The organism is Methylorubrum sp. GM97, assembly GCF_024347855.1.
Lineage (GTDB): Bacteria > Pseudomonadota > Alphaproteobacteria > Rhizobiales > Beijerinckiaceae > Methylobacterium > Methylobacterium extorquens.
Window position 1 is genome coordinate 3,339,087 of sequence record NZ_AP025942.1, and the last position, 22,140, is coordinate 3,361,226.

The window sequence follows — 22,140 nt, forward strand, 5'->3', positions numbered from 1 at the left end:
AGGAACCGTGCACGCACTGCATCGCTGTTGCGGACACGGGACCGTGATTTGCCTTATCTGATCCTGGGGCCGGCTCCTGCCCCAGGAGGATAGAAGCGCGTTGCAACACGCCACCGATCTCATTTCGATCATCGCGCTGGGGCTGGTCTGCGCGTTCATCGGCGGCATGCTGGCCCAGCGAATGCGGCTTCCCCCGCTCGTCGGCTACCTCGTCGCCGGCATCGCCATCGGCCCGTTCACGCCGGGCTTCGTCGGCGATCCGGCTTTGGCGAGCCAGCTCGCCGAACTCGGCGTCATCCTGCTGATGTTCGGCGTCGGGCTTCACTTCTCCATCGGCGACCTGCTCGCGGTCCGCACCATCGCCCTGCCCGGCGCGATCGTGCAGATCACCGTGGCGACCGCCATGGGCGCGGGTCTCGCCTGGGGCTTCGGCTGGGGGCCCGGGGCGGGCCTCGTCTTCGGGCTGGCGCTCTCGGTGGCGAGCACCGTCGTGCTGCTGCGGGCGCTCGAAGGGCAGGGGCTTCTCGACTCGGACAAGGGCCGCATCGCCGTCGGCTGGCTCATCGTCGAGGACCTCGCCATGGTGGTGGCCCTGGTGCTGCTGCCGGCGCTGGCGCCCTCGCTCGGCGGCGAGGCAATGCAGGCCGCCGGCCATCACGGCCCGCCGGAGCACGGCCTGTGGGTGACGCTCGGGCTGACGCTCGCCAAGGTCGGCGTGTTCGTCGCCGTGATGCTCGTCGGCGGGCGGCGCCTCATTCCCTACCTGCTGGGTCTGGCCGCCCGCACCGGCTCGCGCGAGCTGTTCACCCTGGCCGTGCTGGCGAGCGCCGTCGGCATCGCCTTCGCCTCGTCCGAGCTGTTCGGCGTGTCCTTCGCCCTCGGCGCGTTCTTCGCCGGAATGGTGCTCGCCGAATCCGACCTCAGCCATCAGGCGGCGGCCGATTCCCTGCCGTTGCAGGACGCCTTCGCGGTGCTGTTCTTCGTCTCGGTCGGCATGCTGTTCGATCCCGGCATCGTCCTGCGCGAGCCGCTCTCGATCCTCGGCGTGGTCGGCGTCATCGTGCTCGGCAAGTCGCTGGCGGCCATCGCCATCGTGCTCGCCTTCGGTCACCCCGTCGGCACGGCGCTCACCATCGCCGCAAGCCTCGCGCAGATCGGCGAATTCTCCTTCATCCTGGCCGGTCTCGGCATCTCGCTGAAGCTGCTGCCGGAGGAGGGGCGCGACCTGATCCTCGGCGGCGCGCTGCTGTCGATCACCCTCAATCCGCTGTTCTTCGCACTGGCCGGTCGGGTGTCGCGCTGGCTCGGCGAGCGGCCGGAGCTGCGCCGCCGCCTGGAGCGCCGCGCCGCCGCTCCGCTGCCGGTCAACGCATCCGCGCCCGGCATGAGCGGCCACGCGGTGATCATCGGCTACGGCCGTGTTGGCAGCGCCATCGGCAAGGCGTTGGAGGATTGGAACCTGCCCTTCGTGGTGGTGGAGCGCGACCGGCGCCGGGTCGAGGAGTTGCGCGCCCAGGGCGTGCCGGCGGTGTTCGGGGACGCCACGGCGCCCGGCATCCTGGAGGCCGCCGATATCGGCTCCGCCCGCCTCGTCGTCGTCGCGACGCCCGACCCGCATCAGGCGCGCCGGCTGCTCACCAAGGCACGGGCGACCAATCCCAGCATCGACAGCGTGGTGCGAACTCATAGTGACAGCGAGCGCCGCCGGCTGGAGGAGGACGGCGTCGGCCTCGTCCTCATGGCCGAGCGGGAACTGGCGCTCGGCATGATGACCTACGCCCTGCGCAGCCTCGGCGTGCGCGAGGGCGAGGCGCGGCTGTTCGTGGATTCGAGCCGCTCGGAGAGCCAGGGCACGCCGGTCGCCGAACCGGAGCTGCCCGCCCCCGAACTGCGCCTGCGCCGGGACGAGCCGGAATGAGAGATCCGGTGGTCAGAGGCTGTCGAGACGGGTGATGAAGACCGCCAGCTCGCTCTGCCGACGGATCGCCAGCTTGCCGTAGACCGCCTTGAGCTGGCTGCGGACCGTGCTCTCGCCGACGGCGAGTTGCTCGGCCACCTCCCGCGGCGCCGCGCCCCGGCCGACCAGTGCCGCGACCCGCGCCTCGGCCCGGGTGAGGCCGAGCTGTTCCAGCAGCGGCTCGATCGGGCGCGTGCTCGGCGCGAGCAGGTCGCGCAGGAGCAGGACCACGCCGCCGCCGAGCCCGGCGCCGGCCACCGGAAACGGATCGGCGCCGCGCAAGGGGAGCGCCTCGACATAGAGCGGGCGCCCGCCGCCCCGGCGGCGCAGGAGGATCGTCTCCTGTCGCGGCCAACTGCGCTCCGGCAGAACATCCGCCAGGAAGCGGCCGAACCGCGCGCTGTCGATGGGCTCCGCCGCCTCCGGTTCGGCACCGGTGCGCAGGGCGAGGTAGCCCGCCGCCAGCCTTTCCGCCACGGGGCTGACAAGCCGGACACGGCCGCGGACATCGAGGACGACGATGCCGGCGCGCATCCGCTCCAGGGCGGAGGTCAGACCCTCCGCCTCGCGCCGCATCTCGCCGACGAGCGCCGTCAGCCGGAAGGCGCGGATGACGTGCGGGCCGACAAGCCCCATCCGCTCGATCTCGGCGCCCTCGAACGGCCCGTTGCGCACATCGCGTGAGGCGCTGAACGACAGGGTGTGGCGGTCCATCGGATCGGCCCCGACATAGGCGCAGAGGTTGGCGAGGCGGTGCCGGTCGATGAAGTGCTGGAAGAACGGATCGGCGCGCTTCTCCTCCGCCGTGAGGTACATCTCATCGACCGTGACCATGCCCGGCCGCATGATGCCGCGTTCCCGGCCGAGGCGGATGCGCGTGTCGTGCTGCCACCAGCCGCCGACGCCGTAATCGAGATTCACGTCGGCGATCCGCTCGGAGGCCAGCGTCTGCGCCGTGCGCGCGGGATCGTGCGAGACGATCACCGCACCGCGGGCCCCGACCGCATCGGCGATCCCGTCAAGCGCGTCAGACCACGTCTCGGGTTCGACGGCTGCCGCGTAGCACGCGTCGATCAAGGCGAGAGGATCGAAACCGGGCATCGACCGACATGAGAGATGTCGACCTGCTTCCATCAGGTCGGCGCCTCCGGACCCTCATTGTGATGCGCCTTCCTTCGCCGAACCGGCAACCACTTCGACGGAAGGCGCTCCGGGTGGAACGAACCCCAATCTGAAGCATGTTCCAGGGCAACCGACGATTGCCGATGCGCCACAGCTCTCGATCTTGAGGGGTCTTTCCCGGATTGCCTCACGGCTTGCGGCGGAAATGTTACGCTCACGCGCGAACGCCGCCGCGATGCCCGGATCGCCTCGCCGAGCCAGGGAGGCCGGGCCGGGGCGCCGGCCCGCCCCGTCAGCCCTCGATGCGGGAGAAGTCGGCGACCTCGCGGGTGGCCGCACGGAGGGCGTTGAGGAGCAGGAGCCGGTTCTTGCGCAGGGCCGGGTCGTCGGCGTTGACGGTGACCTTTTCGAAGAAGGCGTCCACCGGTGCCCGCAGCCGCGACAGCGCCCGCATCGCCCCGGCGAAATCCTCGGCCGCCACCGCGGCGGAGGCCTCCTGGCGGGCCGCTGCCAGCGCCTCGGCGAGCGCCCGCTCCTCCGGCTGGCCGGAAGCGGCCAGCGCCGCATCGGGGGCCTCGTCGTAGGCGCGGCCGTCCTTCTTCTCCTCGATGCGCAGGATGTTGGCCGCACGCTTGTAGCCGGCGAGCAGGTTCTTCCCGTCATCCGTGCTCAGGAACTCGCCCAACGCCTCGACGCGGCGGACGACGAGCAGGAGGTCGTCCTGGCCGGGAAGGGCGAACACCGCGTCGATCAGGTCGTGGCGAGCGCCCTGGTCGCGAAGGTAGACTTTGAGACGATCGGCGAAGAAGGCGAGGAGATCCGCGGTGCGCTCATCGCTTCCGCTCGCGAAACGGCCTTTCAGCAGGGAGGCCAGCGACAGCCGCAGCGACCGTTCGATCACGGCGCGGATCACGCCCAAAGCCGCCCGCCGCAGCGCGAACGGATCCTTGCTGCCGGTCGGCTTCTCGTCGATCGACCAGAAGCCTGCGAGCGTATCGAGCTTGTCGGCGAGCGCCACGGCGATGGAGACCGGGTCGGTCGGCACGCGGTCGCTCGGACCCACCGGCTTGTAGTGCTCCTCGATGGCCGCGGCGACGCTGTCGTGCTCGCCCTGGAGTGCCGCATACTTGCGGCCCATCAGGCCCTGCAATTCGGGAAACTCGCCGACCATCTCGGTGACGAGGTCGGCCTTGGCGAGCCGGGCCGCGCGCTCGGCGAGCGCCGGGTCGGCCCCCACCAGCGGGGCGATTTCCTTCGCGAGCGCGGCGATGCGGGCGACGCGCTCGCCTTGCGTGCCGAGCTTCTCGTGGAAGACGATCGAATCGAGCTTGGGGAGGCGGTCCTCCAGCTTCGTCGCTTTGTCGGTCTCCCAGAAGAACCGTGCGTCTGAGAGGCGGGCCCGCACCACGCGCTCGTTACCGGCGGTGATCGCCGCGCCACCATCGGAGGCGATGAGGTTCGAGACCAGCACGAAGGCCGGCGCCAGCTCGTCCGAGCCGGATTTGCGCAGCACGAAACACTTCTGGTTGGCGCGGATCGTCGCCCGGATCGCCTCGGCCGGGATCTCCAGGAAGCGCTCCTCGAACGAGCCCATCAGCACCACGGGCCGCTCCACCAGCCCGGCCACCTCTTCCAGCAGGCCGTCGTCCTCCACGAGGTCGAGGCCGCGGGCGAAGGCGAGATCCTTCGCGTCGTGCAGGATGATGTCCTTGCGCCGGTCGGCATCGAGGATCACGTCGGCGCGCTCCAGCGCCTGCACGTAATCGTCGAAGCGGCGCACCTCGAAGGGTTCGGGCGCGAGGAAGCGGTGGCCGCTCGTGACCGTGCCCGCGGTGATGTCATCGACCGAGAACGGCACGACCTCCGGCGTCTCAGTCTCGGGGCCGAAGGTGGCGACGATCGATTGCAGCGGGCGCACCCAGCGCAGGGAGCCGGGCTGGGCCGAGGCCGCACCCCAGCGCATCGATTTCGGCCAGGGGAAGCTCTTGATGATGCCCGGCAGGATCTCGGCCAGCACGTCCAGCGTCTCGCGGCCGGGCCGCTCGATCACCGCGAGGTAGAACTCGCCCTTCTTCGGATCGGTGACGGTGGTGGCCTGATCGAGGCTCGCGAGCCCCGCGCTCTTCAGGAAGCCCTGCACGGCGGCTTCCGGCGCGCCGACGCGGGGGCCGCGCCGCTCCTCGCGCACCGCCTCGCCGCGGGCGGGCAGCCCGGCGACATGCAGCGCCAGCCGCCGCGGCGTCGCGAACGCCTTGGCGCCCTCGTAGAGGAAACCGCGCTCGACCAGCGCGTCGGTGACGAGCTTCTTCAGATCCTCGGCCGCACGCCGCTGCATGCGCGCGGGGATCTCTTCGGAGCGGAGTTCGAGCAGAAGGTCAGGCATGCGCGCGGGAATAGCCGCCCGCTCGGGCCGCGTCGAGACGGGAGATGGCCCCCATCTGTCACCGCCGCCCCATCGTCATCGCGTGCGTCCGCGAAGCAGCCCAGGGACGCGATTTCTCCGGATCGATTCGGCGTCTCCTCGGGATGACGGTCCCGTCACCCTATCCGTCCGCCCCCCATCCGCTGCACCACCACGACGGAGGGCCGCGGCGGCAGGTCGGGCGCAAAATCCGGCCAACGGGTCGAGGGCTTCTCGTAGGAGCCGAGGGCGCCCTCCTCGTCGGGCTCGCCGGGATGCTGGACGGCGACGAAGAAGGTCTCGTCGTCGGGGGTGAAGCAGGGGCCGCACATCTCGGCGCCCACCGGCACCCGCAGGAAGTGGCGCGCAGTGCCCCGGCGCGGGCCTTCTGTTTCCAGGACCCAGATGCCGTCGGCCCGGCCGGTGGCGCGGCGGTTGTTGCCGTCGGTGGCGATCCAGAGGCGACCGCGCCCGTCGATTGTGCAGTTGTCGGGCATGCCGAACCACCCGTTCTCCGTGGTGAGCGCGGAAAAGCTCGCCTTCACCTCGGGCTTGGCCGGGTCGCCGCAGCGCACCAGCACCTCCCAGCGGAAGGTCTCGGCCGCGTGGTCGGTGCCGTCGGGGGTGATCTCGATGACGTGGCCGAAGGCGTTGGGGCCGCGCGGGTTGGCGGGCTCCTCTTGATCGGCGGTGCGCTTCCCGTTGTTGGTCAGCATCACGTAGACGCGGCCGGTGCGCGGGTTCGCCTCGATATCCTCGGGCCGGTCCATCGGCGTGGCGCCGAGGCTCTTGGCGGCGCGGCGGGCCTCGATCAGCACATCGGCCTGGGAGGCGAAACCGTTGCTCGCATCGAGCCCGTTCGCGCCGTGCACGAGCGGCAGCCAGCGCCCGGTGCCGTCGGGCTCGAACCGGGCGACGCTGAGCGTGCCGGAATCGAGGAGGTCGGCGTTGGCCTCGCGCTCGGCCTGCGTCCGCCCCTCGCTGACGAAGCGATAGACATGCTGGAAGCGCTCGTCGTCGCCGAGATAGACGACGTAGCGTCCGTCGAGCGAACGCGCGCCCGCCGCGCCCTCATGCTTGAACCGGCCGAGCGCCGTGCGCTTCTTCGGCGTCGAGGCCGGATCGAACGGGTCGATCTCGACCACCCAGCCGAACCGGTTCGGCTCGTTCGGCGCCTGCGCGAGATCGAAGCGCGGATGGAAGCGGCTCCAGGCATATTGCGGGCTGCCCAGGCCGATCGCCTTCGCGTTGCCGGTCTCCGCATGTCCGGAAGGGAGAGCTCCGGAGAAGTAATAGTTGATGTTCTCCTCGCCCGAGAGCCACGTGCCCCAGGGCGTGACGCCGCCGGAGCAGTTGTTGATCATGCCGAGCACGCGCCGGCCGCTCGGGTCGGCTTCGGTCATGAGGCGGGGATGACCCGCCGCCGGGCCGGTGAGGGCGATAGGCGTCTCCGCCGTGATGCGCCGCGTGTAGGGCGAGCCGATCACCGGGCGCCAGCCTTCCGCCTCGCGGACGATCTCGACCACCGAGCCGCCATGGGCGGCCATCTCGGTCGCGACCTGTTCCGGACTCAGGGCGGCAATCACGGCCTTGCGGTCGGCGGCCTTGAGGCCGGGAAACATCAGCTCGGCATTGGTGTATTCGTGGTTGACCACGAGCAGGCCACGCTGGCCCGTCGCGTCGAGCGGGATGAAACCGACGAAGTCGTTGTTGTAGCCGAACTGGCGCTCCTGAGCCCGCGGGCTCTGCTTTTGCGGATCGAAGGCCGGCGCGTCGGGAAACAGCGGGTCGCCCCATCGCAGCAGGGGTCTCGCCTCGTAGCCCTCGGCCACATGCAGGTGCTCATCGATTCCGGCGGCGAGTTCGGGGAAGTCGAAGGCGGAGGACTCGGCGGGAGCCGCGACGGTCTGCGGCGCGAGTCCGGCGGCGAGTGCGGCGGCCAGAGAGCCACGCATCAGGTCGCGCCGGGAGAAGCGCTGCGCGATCACCGCATCGAGGGTCGGGGCGTCGGGCGTGTCGGACATCGGGCGCGTCTCATCCACCTTCGTGAAGCGGCGCGCCTACGCCCGTCCGATGTCGCTTCGATGACGGGACGGTTCGCTGCGCAGCCGCGCGCTTAAGCGCTTTCCGACGAAGTGGACACCGGTTCGGCGAAAGAAAGCGTGTTGAAACAAAAACCTAGAGACGCCGGCCTGATGCAATGGGGTCGGATACGGCTCTAGGGCAGCGGCGCCGACAGGATGGCGACGAGATCCCAGGTCTCGCCCTTCAGCGAGCGAACGTTGGCGAGCTTCCATGCGCCGGCCTCGCGTACGAGGTTGTAGCGCAGTTCCTGCGGCCCGCCGTTGCGGAAGGTCGCCCGCACCTCGGCCCGGTCGCCGTCGTTCGAGAGCGGGGCCAGCGCCAACGACTTGGCGAAACCCGGCTCGGTGTCCTGGCCGTTGACGTGGAAGGCGAAACCGAGCCGCCCGACCTCGCCCTTCGCCTCGCGCTGGTCGCGCTCGTAGAGTGCGCGCAGGGATTTGGCGTAGAAGCGCACCGCATTGGTGTCGTCCGCCGCGTAGAAGGCCCGCACGGTCTCCACCGGGTCGGTCACGGATTGCGCGAAGGCCGGCCCCGCTAGGAGCGCGAACGCCAAAGCGAGGACGGCGCGCCGCCGCATCTCAGGCCGCTGCGGCGTGGCCGCCGGCCTCGGTCTTCAGCCATGCGGCGCCGCAAGCCTTGGCCAGTTCGCGCACGCGCAAAATGTAGCTCTGGCGCTCGGTGACCGAGATCACGCCGCGGGCGTCGAGCAGGTTGAAGACGTGGCTTGCCTTGATGCACTGGTCGTAGGCCGGCTGCACGATGCGGTGGCGCGCGCCCTCGCTCTCGGGGGCTCCGGCTTCGAGATAGAGGCGGCAGGCCTTCTCCGCATCGGCGAAGTGGCGGAACAGCATCGCCGTGTCCGCGGCCTCGAAGTTGTGCCGCGAATATTCCTGCTCGGCCTGGAGGAAGACGTCGCCGTAGGTGACCTTGTCGTCCCCCTCGCCGCCGTTGAAGTTGAGATCGTAGACGTTCTCGACGCCCTGCACGTACATCGCGAGGCGTTCCAGGCCGTAGGTCAGCTCGCCGGCGACCGGGGCGCATTCGAAGCCCGCGACCTGCTGGAAGTAGGTGAACTGGCTCACCTCCATCCCGTCGCACCAGCACTCCCAGCCCAGGCCCCAGGCGCCGAGCGTCGGGCTCTCCCAATCGTCCTCGACGAAGCGAATGTCGTGGAGCTTGAGATCGACGCCGATCGCCTCCAGCGAGGCAAGGTACAGCTCTTGGAGGTTCGGCGGGTTCGGCTTCAGAATCACCTGAAACTGGTAGTAGTGCTGCAGCCGGTTCGGGTTCTCGCCGTAGCGCCCGTCTTTCGGCCGCCGCGAGGGCTGCACATAGGCCGCTTTCCACGGCTTCGGGCCGAGGGCCCGCAGGGTCGTGGCCGGATGGAAGGTGCCGGCGCCGACCTCCATGTCGTAGGGCTGGAGGATCACGCAGCCCTTGGCTGCCCAGAAGCGCTGCAGGGTGAGGATCAGGCCCTGGAACGAGCGTGTGGGCGAAAGGTCGGCGTCACTCGGCATGGAAGGTCCGACAGGAGGGAAGCTGCCGGACCGTTTAAGAGCGGGGGGCGGGGTGTCAAGCAAACTCGCTGCCGGGGCCGCCCCCTGTCATCGGTCTAGGCCCGGGGTGCGGAGCGGGTGAAGTTCCGCTTGGCCGTCCGGTCCTTCGGCACGGCCTGGATCGCCGGCTTGTCCGCCAGCAACTGCTTCACGCGGTCGTTGAAGTCGGTCGCTGACACGGGACGTGCGCCGCCCTTATCCGAAGAATAAGCCATATCGGTCTCCGCAAAAACGCCCAAAGCACGGGATTGCGCGGAGGGTCTCCTCCATATGGGGCGCCGGCCGGCATTTACGAGGCCAAGGGCCGAACGGGGTCGGTGGCGAGGCCCCGGTGCGCCCCGGCACATCTTTTTACAGGACGCGGCCGCATCGCGGGAACGGCAAAGGTTTCAGCCAAGTTAAGACGGCAAATGAACAGCCACGCTCCGGCCCTCGCGGCGAGCGGTTAACACTTTCGGACAGATCATGCGCACGGGTTTGACTGTTTTCGCCGCCCTCGTCGCGGCCTCGCTCGCCACCACGTCGCTCATGATGGGCGCCTCGAACGCTTTCGCCACGCAGGATGGCAGCGGCATCGTCGAGGAGACGGTGGCGGTCACCCCCGTCGAGATCGCGCCGGTCGCCGCCATGCCCGCCGCCGAGACCTGCGCCCGCAAGGTCCGGGTGGTCTATTCCGGCTACGCCGCCCCGGCCGGCTGCGCGCGCTGAGCTGAAACCGGCTCAGGGTCGGGCGAGGCACCGCACCCGTAATCCGGCCAGGATCCGCTCGAACACCTCCGGCCGATCGAGGGCGCGGGCCAGCACCACCGCCCCCTGGATGCCGCCGACGGCCTCTTCGGCGATCATGCCGGCCGACGCCGAAGGATGTCCCGCCCGGCCCAAAGCCGCGGCAAGGGCTTCGACCCAACGGGCGAAGTAGTCTCGGAGACGGCCCGCGAACCGGTCGCGAGCATCGCTCAGGCTCAGGGCCCCGACGAGGCAGACCCGGCGGCCGGAGCGGAAATAGTCGGCGACCGTCGCAAACATCGCCGCCACGGCTGCCGTCGTGTCTTCCGCCTCCCGCAAGGGGCGGAAGACGTTGGCCTCGAACCAGCCGTCGATCTCGGCGAGCACGGCGCCTGCCATCTCCTCCTTCCCGCCGGGAAAGAAGTGGTAGAGGCTGCCCTTGCCGAGCCCCGTCGCCTTCGAGATCAGCGACAGGCTCGCGCCCTCGTAGCCGTGCTCGCGAAACACCTCCGCGAGCAGCGGCAGCACGTCGGACCGTTCGGCGACGGTACGGGCCATGCCCTACAGCCCCAGATCGCTCAAAGACGGATGGTCGTCGGGGCGGCGACCGAGCGGCCAATGATACTTCCGGTCGGCTTCCGCAATCGGCAGATCGTTGATGGAGGCGATCCGGTGGCGCATCAGGCCCGCCTCATCGAACTCCCAGTTCTCGTTGCCATAGGAACGGAACCACTGGCCGCTGTCGTCGCGCCACTCGTAGGCGAAGCGCACCGCGATCCGGTTGCCCTGATGCGCCCAGACTTCCTTGATCAGCCGGTACTCCAACTCACGCGCCCACTTGCGGCGCAGGAAGGCCGCGATCTCCTCGCGCCCCTTCACGAACTCGGCGCGGTTCCGCCAGACGCTGTCCGGCGTGTAGGCGAGGGCGACGCGCTCCGGGTCGCGGCTGTTCCAGGCATCCTCCGCCATGCGCGCCTTCTGCGCAGCGGTCTCGTCGGTGAAGGGCGGAAGCGGGGGGCGTGACATGGCGGAACCTCTCTGTACCTATCGGTCAACTGCAAACCGATCGGTACAGAAACTCGTTCAAGCCGGCAAGTGCGATTCTGCCGACGAATTTATGAAAGTCGTCCGTTTGGTGCATAACGTATGCAAGCCGTTCAGGCTCGCGCAGGAACTTTCTAATTCTCTATACGCAAAACCCGATAAGCATACATCCAACACTAAGGTGAAAAGCAAGAAGTAAAACTAGCGATGTTGGCCCGTAGGCGACAGCAATCAATATCCTTAAGATCACGGATTTGATTGGCAGAATCAGACACCCGACCGTCCCAATGAATACTGGCGTATAAATTAAATCTAATCCGACGGTATCAATAAATCCGTAATTTATAAGAAAATATACGAAAAGTGAAACCCAGATCGGCGATAAAATGATCCCGATCACGTAGATTGATTTAAGAACGGTCCGCCTAGACCCAACGCTCATCCATTCGGCAATCCGGTCAACAGGTGATGCGGGCACTGATTTATTCCTACCCGACGTCCTTTCGGACACGTCGTCGTAATAATTCAATGCAATTCTCAATGCATACTGTCGATCGCTTCTGGAGACCTGGTTGAAACTATATGCACGAAGTGTAAGCAATTCCGAGATTGCTATAGTCCCAATCGCGCCCAGGCGGCCCGCTCCTCCACCGCCGCGATCAGCGCATCAGGCAGGCAGGCCGCGGTCTGGCCCGGACCGGCGCGGCGGAGCAGGCGGGCGAGCCAGGAGCCGCGATTCTCGGCCACGAGCCGCAGGTCGACCTTCTCGCCGTAGCGGGCGCGCAGGGTACCGCGCAGATCGCCGAGCGCATCGACGAGGCCGAGGTCGAGCGCCTGCCGCCCAGTCCAGACCGCGCCGGTGAACAGATCGCGGCTAGCGTCGAGCGTCGGCCGGCGCTCGCGCACGAGGCCGGAGAACAAGGCCTGCACGTCGGCTTGGATCTCCTTCAGCCGGGCGATGTCCTGCGGGTTTTCCGGGCGGAACGGGTCGAGCATCGCCTTGGCCTCGCCCTGGGTGTGGACGCGGCGCTCGATGCCGATGCGCTCGATCAGCCGGTCGAAGCCGAAGCCAGCCGAGACCACGCCGATGGAGCCGACGAGCGAGGCGGGATCGGCGACGATCTCGTCGGCGGCGCAGGCGATCATGTAGCCGCCCGAGGCCGCGGCATCCTCGACGAAGGCGAAGACCTTGATCTCCTTCTCCGCCGCCAGCGCCCGGATGCGCCGGTAGATCAGGTGCGACTGCACCGGCGATCCGCCGGGGGAATTGATGACGAGCGCCACCGCCGACAGGCCCGGCATGGTGAAGGCGCGCTCCAGGCTCGGCGCCACCGTGCCGATGGAAAGGCCCGGCCGGATCGGCGAGACGGCACCGATCGCTCCGCTCAAGCGCACCACGGCGACCCGCGGCGGGGTCTCACGGAAGCGGCGGGGCAGGAGGCGGCGCATCCAGGTCGGGACGGTCAGCGGCATGGCGGCCTTTTTTTCAGAACGCGCGGGTGCGCAGCTTCCTAGATCGCATCCCGACGAAGCGGTCACCGATTCGCCGAAAGACTGCGCGTCTAAACATGGGGCGGGAGACGCCGACCTGATGCAATGGGGTCGGATACGGCTCCACGAGGCAGGTCCGTTCTCCGTTAGCAGGACGCCGCCGGGCGATCCATTGCGGCGGGCGCCCGCTTCGACCGGGATCCGGCTTCACGAGGCCGGCCAGGGGTCGCCGCGATGCAGCGCCTCGGCTTCCGGGGTGAAGCGCCCGGCCTCGTCCTGGAGCACCAGCGGCGGCAGCAGGCGAAACGGGGCGCGGCTGCCCTTCACCGCCGCGACCAGCACGCGGATCGCCGGCCGATCGGCACGCCCGTGAACCGGGCGGACGGCGCAATCGCCGAAGCGCCCGCGCAGGGCGTCGAGGCAGGTGGGCAGGGCGTCGGCCCGGTGAATCAGGCCGAGCCGTCCGCCGGGGCGCAGCAGGTCGGCACAGGTTCTCAGCCACAGATCGAGCCCGCCGGCCGCGAATGTGTGTGCCGAGGCCTTTTGCGGGACGGGGGAGGGGCGGTGTGCGCCCTCCTCGAAGAAGGGCGGGTTGGTCAGCACGATGTCGGCGCTGTCCGGCTCCAGGCCCGCCGCCCGGCGCTGCACGCCCGGCGCGAGGAGATCCGCTTCGATCACCGCGACACGCCCGTCGAGCCCGTTCGCCGCGGCATTTTCCCGGGCAAGGGCGACGAGGTCGGGGTCACGCTCGACCAGCACCACACGGCCCACCTCGGTGAGCCGCGCCACGGCCAGCCCGACCGCGCCGGTGGCCGCGCCGAGGTCGTAGAGCGTGGCGCCTGGCGCGGGCGCCAGAAGGCGGGCGAGCAGCACCGCGTCAGTGCCGGCGCGGTGGGCGCCGCGGGGCGGCTGGCGCAGCCTCAGGCGACCGCCGAGGAAGGCATCCGGCTCGGCGCCCACTCAGGGCTCGTCGCGCAGTTCGGCGGACAGACCGGCATCGATGAGGATGCGGCGGGCCTGCGGCGCATGGTCGTCGGGCACCAGCAGGCGCCGGCCGAACACACCGATCGACCCTTCCAGCGCGCTCATATGCTCGTCGGCGACGAAGAGCGGCACGCCCGCCTCTTCGAGAAGCGAGCGCGCGAAGCCGATCAGGACGATGTCGTTGCTGCGGATCAGTTCCTTCACGGCATCATCATCCTTCGCCGGCACCCCGTGGCGGGATCGCGCGGCCTCCCGGGTGGTAACATTCTCCACGCTGTTGCGCAGCCGTGCGGCACGACCGCGTGTTGCCCTGCCGCCGGCCCCGTGCGACAGGGGCAGCCGCGGGCAGGGGTTCCGGCAGGGTGCCGGTCGAGAGTTTTTCCGGAGGCATCGCGCTTTGGGCGTCGTCGTTACCCTCGATGAAGGCCGCTCCGATCCGGAGGCCAGCCTCACCGATCTCGTGAGCCTCGTCGCGGCCGGGATGGAGCGGGTGAACGCGACCATCCTGTCGCGCACGGGCTCCGACGTGGCGATGATCCCCGAGGTCGCCAACCACCTGATCGCGTCGGGCGGCAAGCGCCTGCGCCCGATCCTGACACTCGCCTGCGCCGATCTCTGTGATTACGGCAGTGGCGACGGCGCGGTGAAGCTCGCCGCCGCAGTGGAGTTCATGCACACCGCGACCCTCCTCCACGACGACGTGGTGGACGAGAGCGACATGCGCCGCGGGCGCGTCGCCGCCCGCATCAAGTGGGGCAACGAGGCGAGCGTGCTCGTCGGCGACTTCCTGCTCGGCCAAGCCTTCCGCATGATGGTCGAGGTTGGGAGCTTGCGCGCCCTCGACATCCTGTCCGCGGCGGCCACCGTGATCGCCGAGGGCGAGGTGATGCAGCTCACCGCCGCCAAGAACATCGAGACGAGCGAGGACGAGTACCTCGCCGTGATCCGCGGCAAGACCGCGGAGCTGTTCGCGGCGGCCTGCGAGGTTGGCCCGGTCCTGGCCGGGCGGCCGGAATCCGAGCAGGCGGCCTGCCGCGCCTACGGCATGAATCTCGGCATCGCGTTCCAGCTCATCGACGATGTGCTTGATTACGGCGGCTCCAGCGCAGCGCTCGGCAAGAATGTCGGCGACGATTTCCGCGAGGGCAAGATCACCCTGCCGATCGTGCTGGCGCTTCGCCGCGGCTCCGACGAGGAGCGCGCCTTCTGGCGCCGCACCCTCGAACGCGAGGATCGGGCGGAGGGCGATCTCCAGCAGGCGCTCGCCATCCTCAGCCGCCATCGCGCCCTGGACGACACGATCGAGCGGGCGCACCACTACGGCGATCAGGCTCGCGCGGCACTGGAGCCGTTCCCGCCGGGACCGATGAAGGCCGCCCTGCTGCAGGTGGTCGATTTCTGCATCGCCCGGGCGCACTGAGCGCCCGCAGCTGACGGGTCAGGCGAGCCGCGTCGGCTCGACCCACCAGCCCGGCTGCGCAGCGCGGATCGCACCGACCGCCGTCTCCGCCGCCCCGTCGTCGGAAAAAATCGCGAACACGGTGGCCCCGGAGCCTGACATCCGCGCAAGCCGGCACCCGGCCTGAGCCCGCAACAGCGCCAGCGCTTCGCCGATCACCGGGGCGACGGTGAGAGCAGGCGCCTCGAGATCGTTGCGAGCGGGGGCGATGACGCCGAGCACGGCGTCCGCATTGAGACCAGAACCGACGACCGGATGCTCCGCCCCGTCGAGCCGCTGACCGACCGCGAGGCCGAGCGCCTTGAAGACCGGCGCGGTCGAGACCGGCACGCCGGGATTGACCAGCACCGCCGGCAGCGATGCGAGGCCGAGCACCGGCCCGATTTCCTCGCCCGCGCCACGCATCATCCGCGCCCGCGGATCGAGGCAGACCGGCACGTCGGCGCCGGTGGCCCGCGCCGCGGCGATAACCGCCGGATGGTCGATGGCGAGCCCGTTCAGCTCGGCCAGCAGCCGCAGAGCGGCGGCCGCATCCGAGGAGCCGCCGCCGATCCCAGCCGCCACGGGCAGTTGCTTGTGCAGGCGAAAGGCGCCGAGCCTCAGGCCGTCCACGCCCGCAGCGAGGTGGCGGGCGGCGCGCAGGACGAGGTTGTCGTCGAGCGGTCCGGCGGGCCCGGCGGTGGGGCCGGAGATGTCCAGCGATAGATCAGGGCCCGGCACCAGTTCCAGCGTGTCCGCCACGTCGGCGAAGGCCACGAGGCTCTCCAGCGCATGGTAGCCGTCGCCGGGCCGGCGGCCGAGGATGTGCAGGGTCAGGTTGATCTTGGCCGGAGCGCGGGTGGTGAGGACGGACACAGGAGCTCTCGGCCGATGAGGCGGGGGACGGGCACTGCCATAGGGGGAGCCTTCCCGACGAGCAAGGCGGTTGGCATCGGCCCGCATCGGCCGACGGGCCGACGGCCGCGCACCCGCCTTTGGGGGCGATGCTCTAGAAATCGCACTGGATGCGCATGCGGATCTGACCCGCATCGTGGCGATTGGCCGTCACGAACGGCAGACCGTTCACCAGGATCGGGTAGGTCGCATCCGGAACGCGCCCGCTCTGGACCGAAGTGCCGATATACGTGCCCTCAATGCCGATATCGAGATCCCTGACCGGCGACCAGATCAGACTCACGCCGGCGATTACCTGATCCGTGTCGCGAAGCACGGGGCTGAGGCTGAAGGCAACCGGATTGGCGAAAGCATTGGGCGGGGCGGAATTGCCAACCAACCCATTCAGCATGCTGAAGGTCTCGCGCGTTCCACGCTTGTAGTTGAGCGCACCGTAGCTGCCGTAGAAGGCCGAACGCCATTCCGGCGTCCAGTAATGGAGAAAGGAGCTGACCACGGTGAAGCTCGTCGACAGTTCGAGCTTGCCGGTGATCGGGTTGACCACGGCATCCGAGACGAATTGCTGGACGGAAGCACCCTGAATCGGCGTCAGATTGCTGGCGTAGCTGCCCGTGAAAAACGTGAAGCCGGTGTAGTTCATGGCGCCCTCGGCATAGGCCGCCTGAAGGTAGATGCCATCGCCCGATGCGATCATCGGCAGGTTGAGCTTGACGCCGGCTTGCACCGCCCAACCGTAATCCGTCTGCGCGCCGGACGTGACACCCCGCGCCGCCAGGAGTGCCGCCGCCGTGTCATTCGCGATGGTGGTGCCGGCCGGACCGAGCGCCGGGGTGGCGATGAAGCCGCCCACATTGATGTTCGCGACGGCGGAGGAGAGATGGGCGGAGCCCCAACTGTCATCGTAGTGCAGCGCCGCCACGAAGTCCGGCATGCGCGAGCGCTGCACGGCGTCGAGGAAGGCAGCGCCCGTGGCGTTGAAGCCGCCGTCGGTCGCCAGGATCACAGGTGTCGGCGCCGCCGTCGGCGCAACGAACTGCGAGGGCGCACCGAGCGGGGCGGCAGCGGCCGCGACGGAGGCCGCGTAGACCGGCTGCTTCCGGAAAAACGGGTCTTCCATCGACAAGCTTAGGCTCAGGCCGCCGCCGATCCTCGACGTGTAGGCAAGAAGGTTGGTCGAGGAGAGATTGGATCCGGTCGTGAGGCCGCTCATCTCATAATCGTGTGCGTAGAAGTCGAAGAAGGAGGCGGCGCGGCCAGCGGTGATGCCGGCAAACTGGACGAAGGCCTTTTCGGCAATGAAAAAGTTCTGGACGCGGCCGAACGTATCCTGACCGAGCGCCGGGAAGGCATTGGCGATGCGCTGCTGCGTACCGGTCGACTGGAGGATGCCGGTGCGGCTCGCGGCATCGACGCGGAGGAAGGCCCGTAAGACGCCGTAATCGGTTTGGCTGCGGGCATCGAGATTGAGACGTATCATCCCGCGCGCCTGGGATTGGTCACCCTGGCTCTGCGTGCGGTTGCGGTTCGGAACGAAACCTGCCTCGTAGCGCGCCCGGCCGGAGAAGCGCACGCACGTATCCGTACCGGGAATGAAGAAGAAGCCGGCACCGTAGGCGTTGCAGGCGCGCAAGTCGTCGGCCAGTCCGCTGTCCCCCCTGGGGAAATCCGCCGCGTGTCCGGCAGGGCCGGCGGCGAGACTGGCGCAGCAGGCCAGCAGGCCCGATTTCAACCGCGACATCGACACTCCTCTTCCGGCCACACGCGCCGGTTGGTTTGCGGATGTCGAAGCTACTACAAGTCCTGTGCCGCTCAGATCGGCGCCGTCTCGCAAGACTCGACCGGCCGCACAGTCCGCGCGGCGACCTGTGTCATGTGTAGGGCACCGACCACGACCTCAATTCAGTCGAACGATGATGAGGAGCCAAAAGGTATCGACGACCTGCACATAGATCGATCTAAGAAATAGAAAATCAAATAATCAAAGCATGAATTTACCGGCGCGCTTAGCTTTTGAAATATTAAACAGGGCCAGTAGGAATTGATACTTGCAATAAGATTACTTGAATCGCAAATTCAGGCCATACTTCTATTCATATGCAATATTAGATTCCTTAATAAAGTAAATCATCCGACTTATAGCAACAATTGTGGCCAGTTTAGTCGAAAAATGTTCTCGGACGCGAATGAATTGCCGAGAACACGCTGAGAATACGCGAACCGTTGAAGTACGACAGAATCAAACCAACACATCTGCCTCAAGCCACATGTTGCGCCAATGCAACAAATGATAAGTTACCGCTTCGGACATGGATTTCGGGCGGCGGAGGCGGGCGCAGAGGCACCCGGGACCCGGTCGGTGATGCCGACATTTGCAGCAGAACCCGGCCACCGGTTCGGGCAGAGGCACGTCTCGGGGCACCCACCCGAGCGGTGACGGCCGAGCCTCGTGAACAGACGATGCATCACGAAAGGCCCGCCCGACGTCCCGGACGACGCATGGGTATCATGGGGGCGAAGAGCGACAGTCGATCCGCTCTTGCGCCATCACAGACGCGAACGCGCCGAACGAAGCGGCGCTCAGTACGAGCGCCGCCGAGCCACGCAATGACCGTCAGCGGCCGCGCCACTCGGCGGATTCGAGCGCGACATCGTGCAGGGGAGGAGGGACGCGTCGCCCCTCACTTCCCGGGCTTCTTGTCCGCGGCGCCCGGCGGCTCGCTCGGGGCGGGGGCGCCCTTCGGCAATTCCGGGTTCTCCGCGTTGTGCGGCGCCGCCACCGGGGCGGGCACGGTCTGCGCCGGGTCCTGCGCGGGCGGGTTCTCGGCGGTGGCGGTCGGCTTGTCCGGCTCGGGCAGGCCGTCCTTCAGCTTGGCGTTGATCTTGGCGAGTTCCTCGGGCTCGGGGTTCAGGTCCTTGGCGTGCTGCCACTGGAACTTGCCCTCGAGCCGCCGGCCGGTGCGCCAATAGGCATCGCCGAGGTGGTCGTTGATGGTCGGATCACCCGGCTTCAGCTCGACCGCCTTCTCCAGCTCCCGCACCGCGTCGTCCCAACGGCCGAGGCGGAAATAGGCCCAGCCGAGGCTGTCGATGATCATGCCGTCGCGCGGGGAGAGATCGACGGCCTGCTTCAGCATGGTGAAGCTGTCGTCGATGTTCATGTTCCGATCGACCCAGGAATAGGCGAGGTAGTTGAGAACCTGCGCCTTGGCGTTCGGCTGGGTCGGCGGAACGAGGTTCAGCGCCTTCTTGAGGTCAGCCTCGGCCTTCTGCCACTCGCCCGCCCGCTCATAGGCCGTGCCGCGGAAGTAGAATAGCGTCCAGTTGTTCGCCTCGCGGCCGGGCTCGATCAGGTTGATCGCGCGGGTATAGGTCTCGGTCGCCTCGGTGAACTTTTTGCGCGCGCGCTGCACGTTGCCCAGCGCCGAGATGACGTCGACGTTGTCGGGGTTCGCCTTGAGGACCGTATCGAGGTGCTGAAGCGCCTCGTCACCCCGGCCCAACTGCTCGAGGTTGAGACCGATCTGGATGTCGGCGTTGAGCTTGAGCGGCGAGGAAGCCGGGATCTGTGCATAGGCCTCGTTCGAGCGCTCGACCTGCTTCATCCGGTCGAGGGCGTCGGCGAGCGTCAGCCGTCCCACGGCATGATCGGGGGCGAGGTAGAGCGCGAGCCGCAGATAGACCACCGCCGGAAGCTCGTCGCCCTGCGTCGAGCCGGCCGAGCCGAGCCCGTACAGCACTTCCGCCGCACCCTCCTGGGCGGAAGCGATCAGGGGGCTGAGCGGCTTGCCGGCCTTGAGCTTGTCGAGGGCGTCCACCACGAGGGGGTGGCGCGGCATCACCTTCTCGAACTCGCTGTAGGCGTCGATGGCGAGATCGGTGCGGCCGATGCCGGCCTCGAAGCGGGCATAGCCGTCGACGATGCGCAGGGTGTTGTGGTCGGCGTCGTAGGCCGCCTTCAGCTTGCGCTCGGCCTCCGCCCGGTCACCGATGACCGAGGCGATCAGCCCGGCATGGTAGTCGCGGAAGACGTTGAAGTAGCGCTCGCCGCGCAGGCGGTTCAGCGTCTCGTAGGCGCGCTTGCCGTCGCCCGCGCCGGCATAGGCCCAGGCGGTCAGCAGCGTCCCGGTGAGGTCGGCGGCCGCACCCCGGCCGCTGCGGCCGAAGCTCTGGCGGGCGGGGCCGTACTGGCCGGCCTTGAGCTGGCGCACGCCGAGGGCGAGCTGGGCGAGGCCGTTCGAGCTTTCGCGGGTGGCGAGCCGCTCGGCGGCACGGAAGGCGTCGGTCATGGCGCCGTCGGCCAGCAGCGACACGAAGGCGCGCTCCAGCAGCTCGGCGTTGCGCGGGTCGCCCTTCACCGCCTCGCGGTAGTAGCTCGCGGCGGCGGCCGTGTCCTTCGAGGCACCGGCGATGTAGGCGGAGAGGAAGTTGCCCTCGAGCGATTCCGCCGGCTCGTACTCGGAGAGCGGTGAGGATTCCCGCGGCTGCATGGCCGCGGCCGGCAGGGTGCCGAGACCGGTCGAAGCAAGCAGCAGGGTGAGCGCGGTGGCGCTCCGGCGGGCGGCGTATCCGAACATGGGCACCAGTCACGGCTCCTTCGCGGGCCCGACGGACGGAGCTTCCTCCGGCCGGTCCCGGTTTGGCGGGGGACACTGTACTCTTCCCGCCATGTCCGCAAGGCGAAAGGATGGCGCGGGGGAGGGGCCCGTTCAGGTGCCGTCGCCGAGCTCGGCGCGGGCATCCTCCACGAGTTGGGCGAGGCCGGCATCGACCTCCTCGCCGAGAAGCGCCCGCTCCGCCGCCGTCAGGTCCTTGGCCCAGGCGCCGCTGCCGAAACCCTCGCGGCATCGCACGCGCTCGGCCTCGATGAAGGCTTGGGTTTCCTCGGGCCGCTCGCGCATCGCGTGCATGAAACCGAACCATGCCGTGCGCTCGACCACCGCGAGGCGGGCCCGCAGACCTATAGCGACGGCGCGCGCCGGATCGACCGTTTCATCCTCTGTCATCGGTGCCTCCCAAAGCCTTGCCCCGCAGGGTCGTCGCCGTCCTTCGGAAGAAGCGTGCGCGAAGACAGAAACCTATCGCGGCTTCCGCTGTTCGCAGCGCGTCTTCACGTAGGTGTCGGCGCCCGAGCCATGGCCTGCGCTCGCGGCCAGGACCGGGCCCTGGATCAGGCATTCCTGAAGGGTGTGGGCCGGACCGATGATCACGTCCAGAGCGGTTTCCCGCGAGCAATCGGGCATCTGAACGCTGGACGCACAGATCAAGGCGACGACGAGGATGGAATTCATGGGGCCGGCCTCCCTGCCGGGGATGTTCTTCGCGTGATCGGAACGCGCGACGCTCTTGTGGACCTTTGGGCGGACCTTTGGGCGGACCTTTGCAACCGGCGGGTCAGCGTCGAACACGCAGCCCGCAGGTCGAAACCGGAGAACACCCCGAAAAGCTGCCCCGAGCCGATGCGTCACAGCAGCCCGGTCGCGTTCGGCCGGGCGGGATGTCCGCGCTCCGATCCGGCCGGCGGCCCGTTCTGAACCGTTCCAGCCCACAAATCGCGATCGGCAAAGCGATTGCAGGCATCCCTCAAACCATTGGCCGATAATGACTTTTCCGGACACGAAAAAGGCTGCCCCAAAAAAGTCGCAAGAGGGTCCTGTCTTCGCGGGGATCGAACAAGTCGTAACCGGCGTCGTAACAGGGAGGCGGCAATGTCTTTCGATATCGTTCTGACGCAATCCGCGCAGGAAATCGCCGAGAGAAGTGGTGTTCTTCCCGCTCTCGAAGAACGGACGCGGGGCGAAATCGCAGAACTACCCGGCGAAGGGCTCGAAGAACTCGAGCGCCGCCTGTTCCATGCTTTCGCGCTCGATAACGGGACGGAGGTGATCTGCTCGTTGACGGCCGACGGCGCCGTGCGGATCGATGCCTGCGAGGCCGAGGCGGCGTGATGCTTCTCGCGGAACCGTGAAGGGCAGGCCCGGATTGCTCCTCCCGCTTGGAGTGCCTCACGAAACGCGCGCCATCGGCCGTCTTGCGATGGTTCGGGGCGAACGGATCGCGCGCGGCACATCCCCACATTTGTCGAGGAGGAGACATGTCCCAGGAGACCGTCAGCGTCGAAGCCGACTTCACGAGCCGTGAAGCGGCCCACGCCGCCAAGGACCGCCTCGTGCGGGCGGGGTTCGCCCGCAACAGCATCGATATCGACCGTGAGGGCGACACCTACATCGTCCATCTGCCGACGCGGGAGGCGAACCGGCAGCGGGCCGCGCGCATCCTGCGGGGCCGCGCCGTGATCGAGAGTGCCAAGAGCACCGGATGGGCCGCCGCCGACACGCTCGGCAGCAACCGCCTGCTCACCCTCGGCCTCGCGGCGCTCGTGGGCTTTGCGATCTACGGGATGACGAACCGGCGCTGACCCGCG

General features: G+C 68.4%; 21 protein-coding genes. 5 read left to right on the plus strand and 16 right to left on the minus strand.

The genetic code is table 11. The features are described from left to right. Window positions 1–100 precede the first annotated feature (100 nt). Entirely contained in the window at window positions 101–1,918 is a 1,818-nt protein-coding gene (ybaL, locus tag MSPGM_RS15480) for a YbaL family putative K(+) efflux transporter (RefSeq protein ID WP_012753239.1), read from the plus strand. A gap of 12 nt (window positions 1,919–1,930) precedes the next feature. Here ybaL and MSPGM_RS15485 read toward each other — a convergent pair whose 3' ends face one another. The 6 genes from MSPGM_RS15485 to MSPGM_RS15510 form a co-directional block, all read right to left on the minus strand. After that, entirely contained in the window at window positions 1,931–3,034 is a 1,104-nt protein-coding gene (locus tag MSPGM_RS15485) for a helix-turn-helix transcriptional regulator (protein WP_244426791.1), read from the minus strand. Window positions 3,035–3,371: 337 nt separating this feature from the next. Next, window positions 3,372–5,462 carry a glycine--tRNA ligase subunit beta gene (gene glyS / locus MSPGM_RS15490; protein WP_012753241.1) on the minus strand — a complete coding sequence of 697 codons (2,091 nt, stop codon included), beginning with the start codon at window positions 5,460–5,462 and terminating at the stop codon, window positions 3,372–3,374. Between the two features lie 155 nt (window positions 5,463–5,617). Then, the gene (locus MSPGM_RS15495) at window positions 5,618–7,504 is read right to left on the minus strand and encodes a PhoX family protein (protein WP_003605312.1); all 1,887 of its coding nucleotides are present in this window, start codon (window positions 7,502–7,504) and stop codon (window positions 5,618–5,620) included. 194 nt (window positions 7,505–7,698) lie between these two features. After that, a complete protein-coding gene (locus MSPGM_RS15500; RefSeq protein WP_003605310.1) occupies window positions 7,699–8,142 on the minus strand; it encodes a DUF3828 domain-containing protein in 444 nt (147 codons plus the stop codon). Between the two features lies 1 nt (window position 8,143). Further along, window positions 8,144–9,082, minus strand: coding sequence for a glycine--tRNA ligase subunit alpha (locus tag MSPGM_RS15505; protein WP_003605309.1), 939 nt, complete (start codon window positions 9,080–9,082; stop codon window positions 8,144–8,146). Window positions 9,083–9,177: 95 nt separating this feature from the next. Then, window positions 9,178–9,336 (minus strand): hypothetical protein, encoded by a 159-nt coding sequence (locus MSPGM_RS15510; RefSeq protein ID WP_003605307.1) that lies wholly within the window; start codon window positions 9,334–9,336, stop codon window positions 9,178–9,180. A gap of 250 nt (window positions 9,337–9,586) precedes the next feature. Here MSPGM_RS15510 and MSPGM_RS15515 point away from each other — a divergent pair, with 250 nt between their 5' ends. After that, on the plus strand, window positions 9,587–9,829 hold the full coding sequence (locus MSPGM_RS15515; RefSeq protein WP_003605305.1) for a hypothetical protein: 243 nt from the start codon (window positions 9,587–9,589) through the stop codon (window positions 9,827–9,829). A 12-nt stretch (window positions 9,830–9,841) separates the two neighbouring features. Here MSPGM_RS15515 and MSPGM_RS15520 read toward each other — a convergent pair whose 3' ends face one another. The 5 genes from MSPGM_RS15520 to MSPGM_RS15540 all read right to left on the minus strand — a co-directional run bounded on the left by MSPGM_RS15520 (window position 9,842) and on the right by MSPGM_RS15540 (window position 13,570). After that, entirely contained in the window at window positions 9,842–10,405 is a 564-nt protein-coding gene (locus MSPGM_RS15520) for a TetR/AcrR family transcriptional regulator (RefSeq protein WP_003605303.1), read from the minus strand. 3 nt (window positions 10,406–10,408) lie between these two features. Continuing rightward, window positions 10,409–10,873: a DUF1348 family protein gene (locus tag MSPGM_RS15525; RefSeq protein ID WP_003605301.1), complete on the minus strand. Its 465-nt coding sequence runs from the start codon at window positions 10,871–10,873 to the stop codon at window positions 10,409–10,411. A gap of 630 nt (window positions 10,874–11,503) precedes the next feature. Further along, window positions 11,504–12,364, minus strand: coding sequence for a S49 family peptidase (locus MSPGM_RS15530; protein WP_003605298.1), 861 nt, complete (start codon window positions 12,362–12,364; stop codon window positions 11,504–11,506). Between the two features lie 225 nt (window positions 12,365–12,589). Then, window positions 12,590–13,342 (minus strand): tRNA1(Val) (adenine(37)-N6)-methyltransferase, encoded by a 753-nt coding sequence (locus tag MSPGM_RS15535; RefSeq protein WP_012753243.1) that lies wholly within the window; start codon window positions 13,340–13,342, stop codon window positions 12,590–12,592. Next, a complete protein-coding gene (locus MSPGM_RS15540; RefSeq protein WP_012753244.1) occupies window positions 13,343–13,570 on the minus strand; it encodes a DUF2007 domain-containing protein in 228 nt (75 codons plus the stop codon). It lies immediately after the preceding gene. Between the two features lie 193 nt (window positions 13,571–13,763). Here MSPGM_RS15540 and MSPGM_RS15545 point away from each other — a divergent pair, with 193 nt between their 5' ends. After that, a complete protein-coding gene (locus MSPGM_RS15545) occupies window positions 13,764–14,786 on the plus strand; it encodes a polyprenyl synthetase family protein (protein ID WP_003605969.1) in 1,023 nt (340 codons plus the stop codon). An 18-nt stretch (window positions 14,787–14,804) separates the two neighbouring features. On the opposite strand, the gene MSPGM_RS15550 is transcribed toward MSPGM_RS15545, so the two are convergent. The 5 genes from MSPGM_RS15550 to MSPGM_RS15570 form a co-directional block, all read right to left on the minus strand. Next, window positions 14,805–15,680 carry a 4-(cytidine 5'-diphospho)-2-C-methyl-D-erythritol kinase gene (locus tag MSPGM_RS15550; protein ID WP_003605970.1) on the minus strand — a complete coding sequence of 292 codons (876 nt, stop codon included), beginning with the start codon at window positions 15,678–15,680 and terminating at the stop codon, window positions 14,805–14,807. Between the two features lie 133 nt (window positions 15,681–15,813). Then, entirely contained in the window at window positions 15,814–17,457 is a 1,644-nt protein-coding gene (locus tag MSPGM_RS15555) for a porin (protein WP_003605971.1), read from the minus strand. 940 nt (window positions 17,458–18,397) lie between these two features. Further along, complete coding sequence (locus tag MSPGM_RS15560; RefSeq protein WP_012753246.1) at window positions 18,398–20,293, minus strand: tetratricopeptide repeat protein; 1,896 nt, start codon at window positions 20,291–20,293, stop codon at window positions 18,398–18,400. 132 nt (window positions 20,294–20,425) lie between these two features. Further along, window positions 20,426–20,722 (minus strand): hypothetical protein, encoded by a 297-nt coding sequence (locus MSPGM_RS15565; protein ID WP_003597987.1) that lies wholly within the window; start codon window positions 20,720–20,722, stop codon window positions 20,426–20,428. Between the two features lie 72 nt (window positions 20,723–20,794). Further along, window positions 20,795–21,007 carry a hypothetical protein gene (locus MSPGM_RS15570; RefSeq protein WP_003597985.1) on the minus strand — a complete coding sequence of 71 codons (213 nt, stop codon included), beginning with the start codon at window positions 21,005–21,007 and terminating at the stop codon, window positions 20,795–20,797. Window positions 21,008–21,286: 279 nt separating this feature from the next. On the opposite strand from MSPGM_RS15570, the gene MSPGM_RS15575 reads away from it, so the two are divergent. Further along, complete coding sequence (locus tag MSPGM_RS15575) at window positions 21,287–21,664, plus strand: hypothetical protein (RefSeq protein WP_261925700.1); 378 nt, start codon at window positions 21,287–21,289, stop codon at window positions 21,662–21,664. A gap of 146 nt (window positions 21,665–21,810) precedes the next feature. Then, on the plus strand, window positions 21,811–22,134 hold the full coding sequence (locus MSPGM_RS15580) for a hypothetical protein (RefSeq protein WP_003597981.1): 324 nt from the start codon (window positions 21,811–21,813) through the stop codon (window positions 22,132–22,134). The last annotated feature ends 6 nt before the right edge of the window (window positions 22,135–22,140 follow it).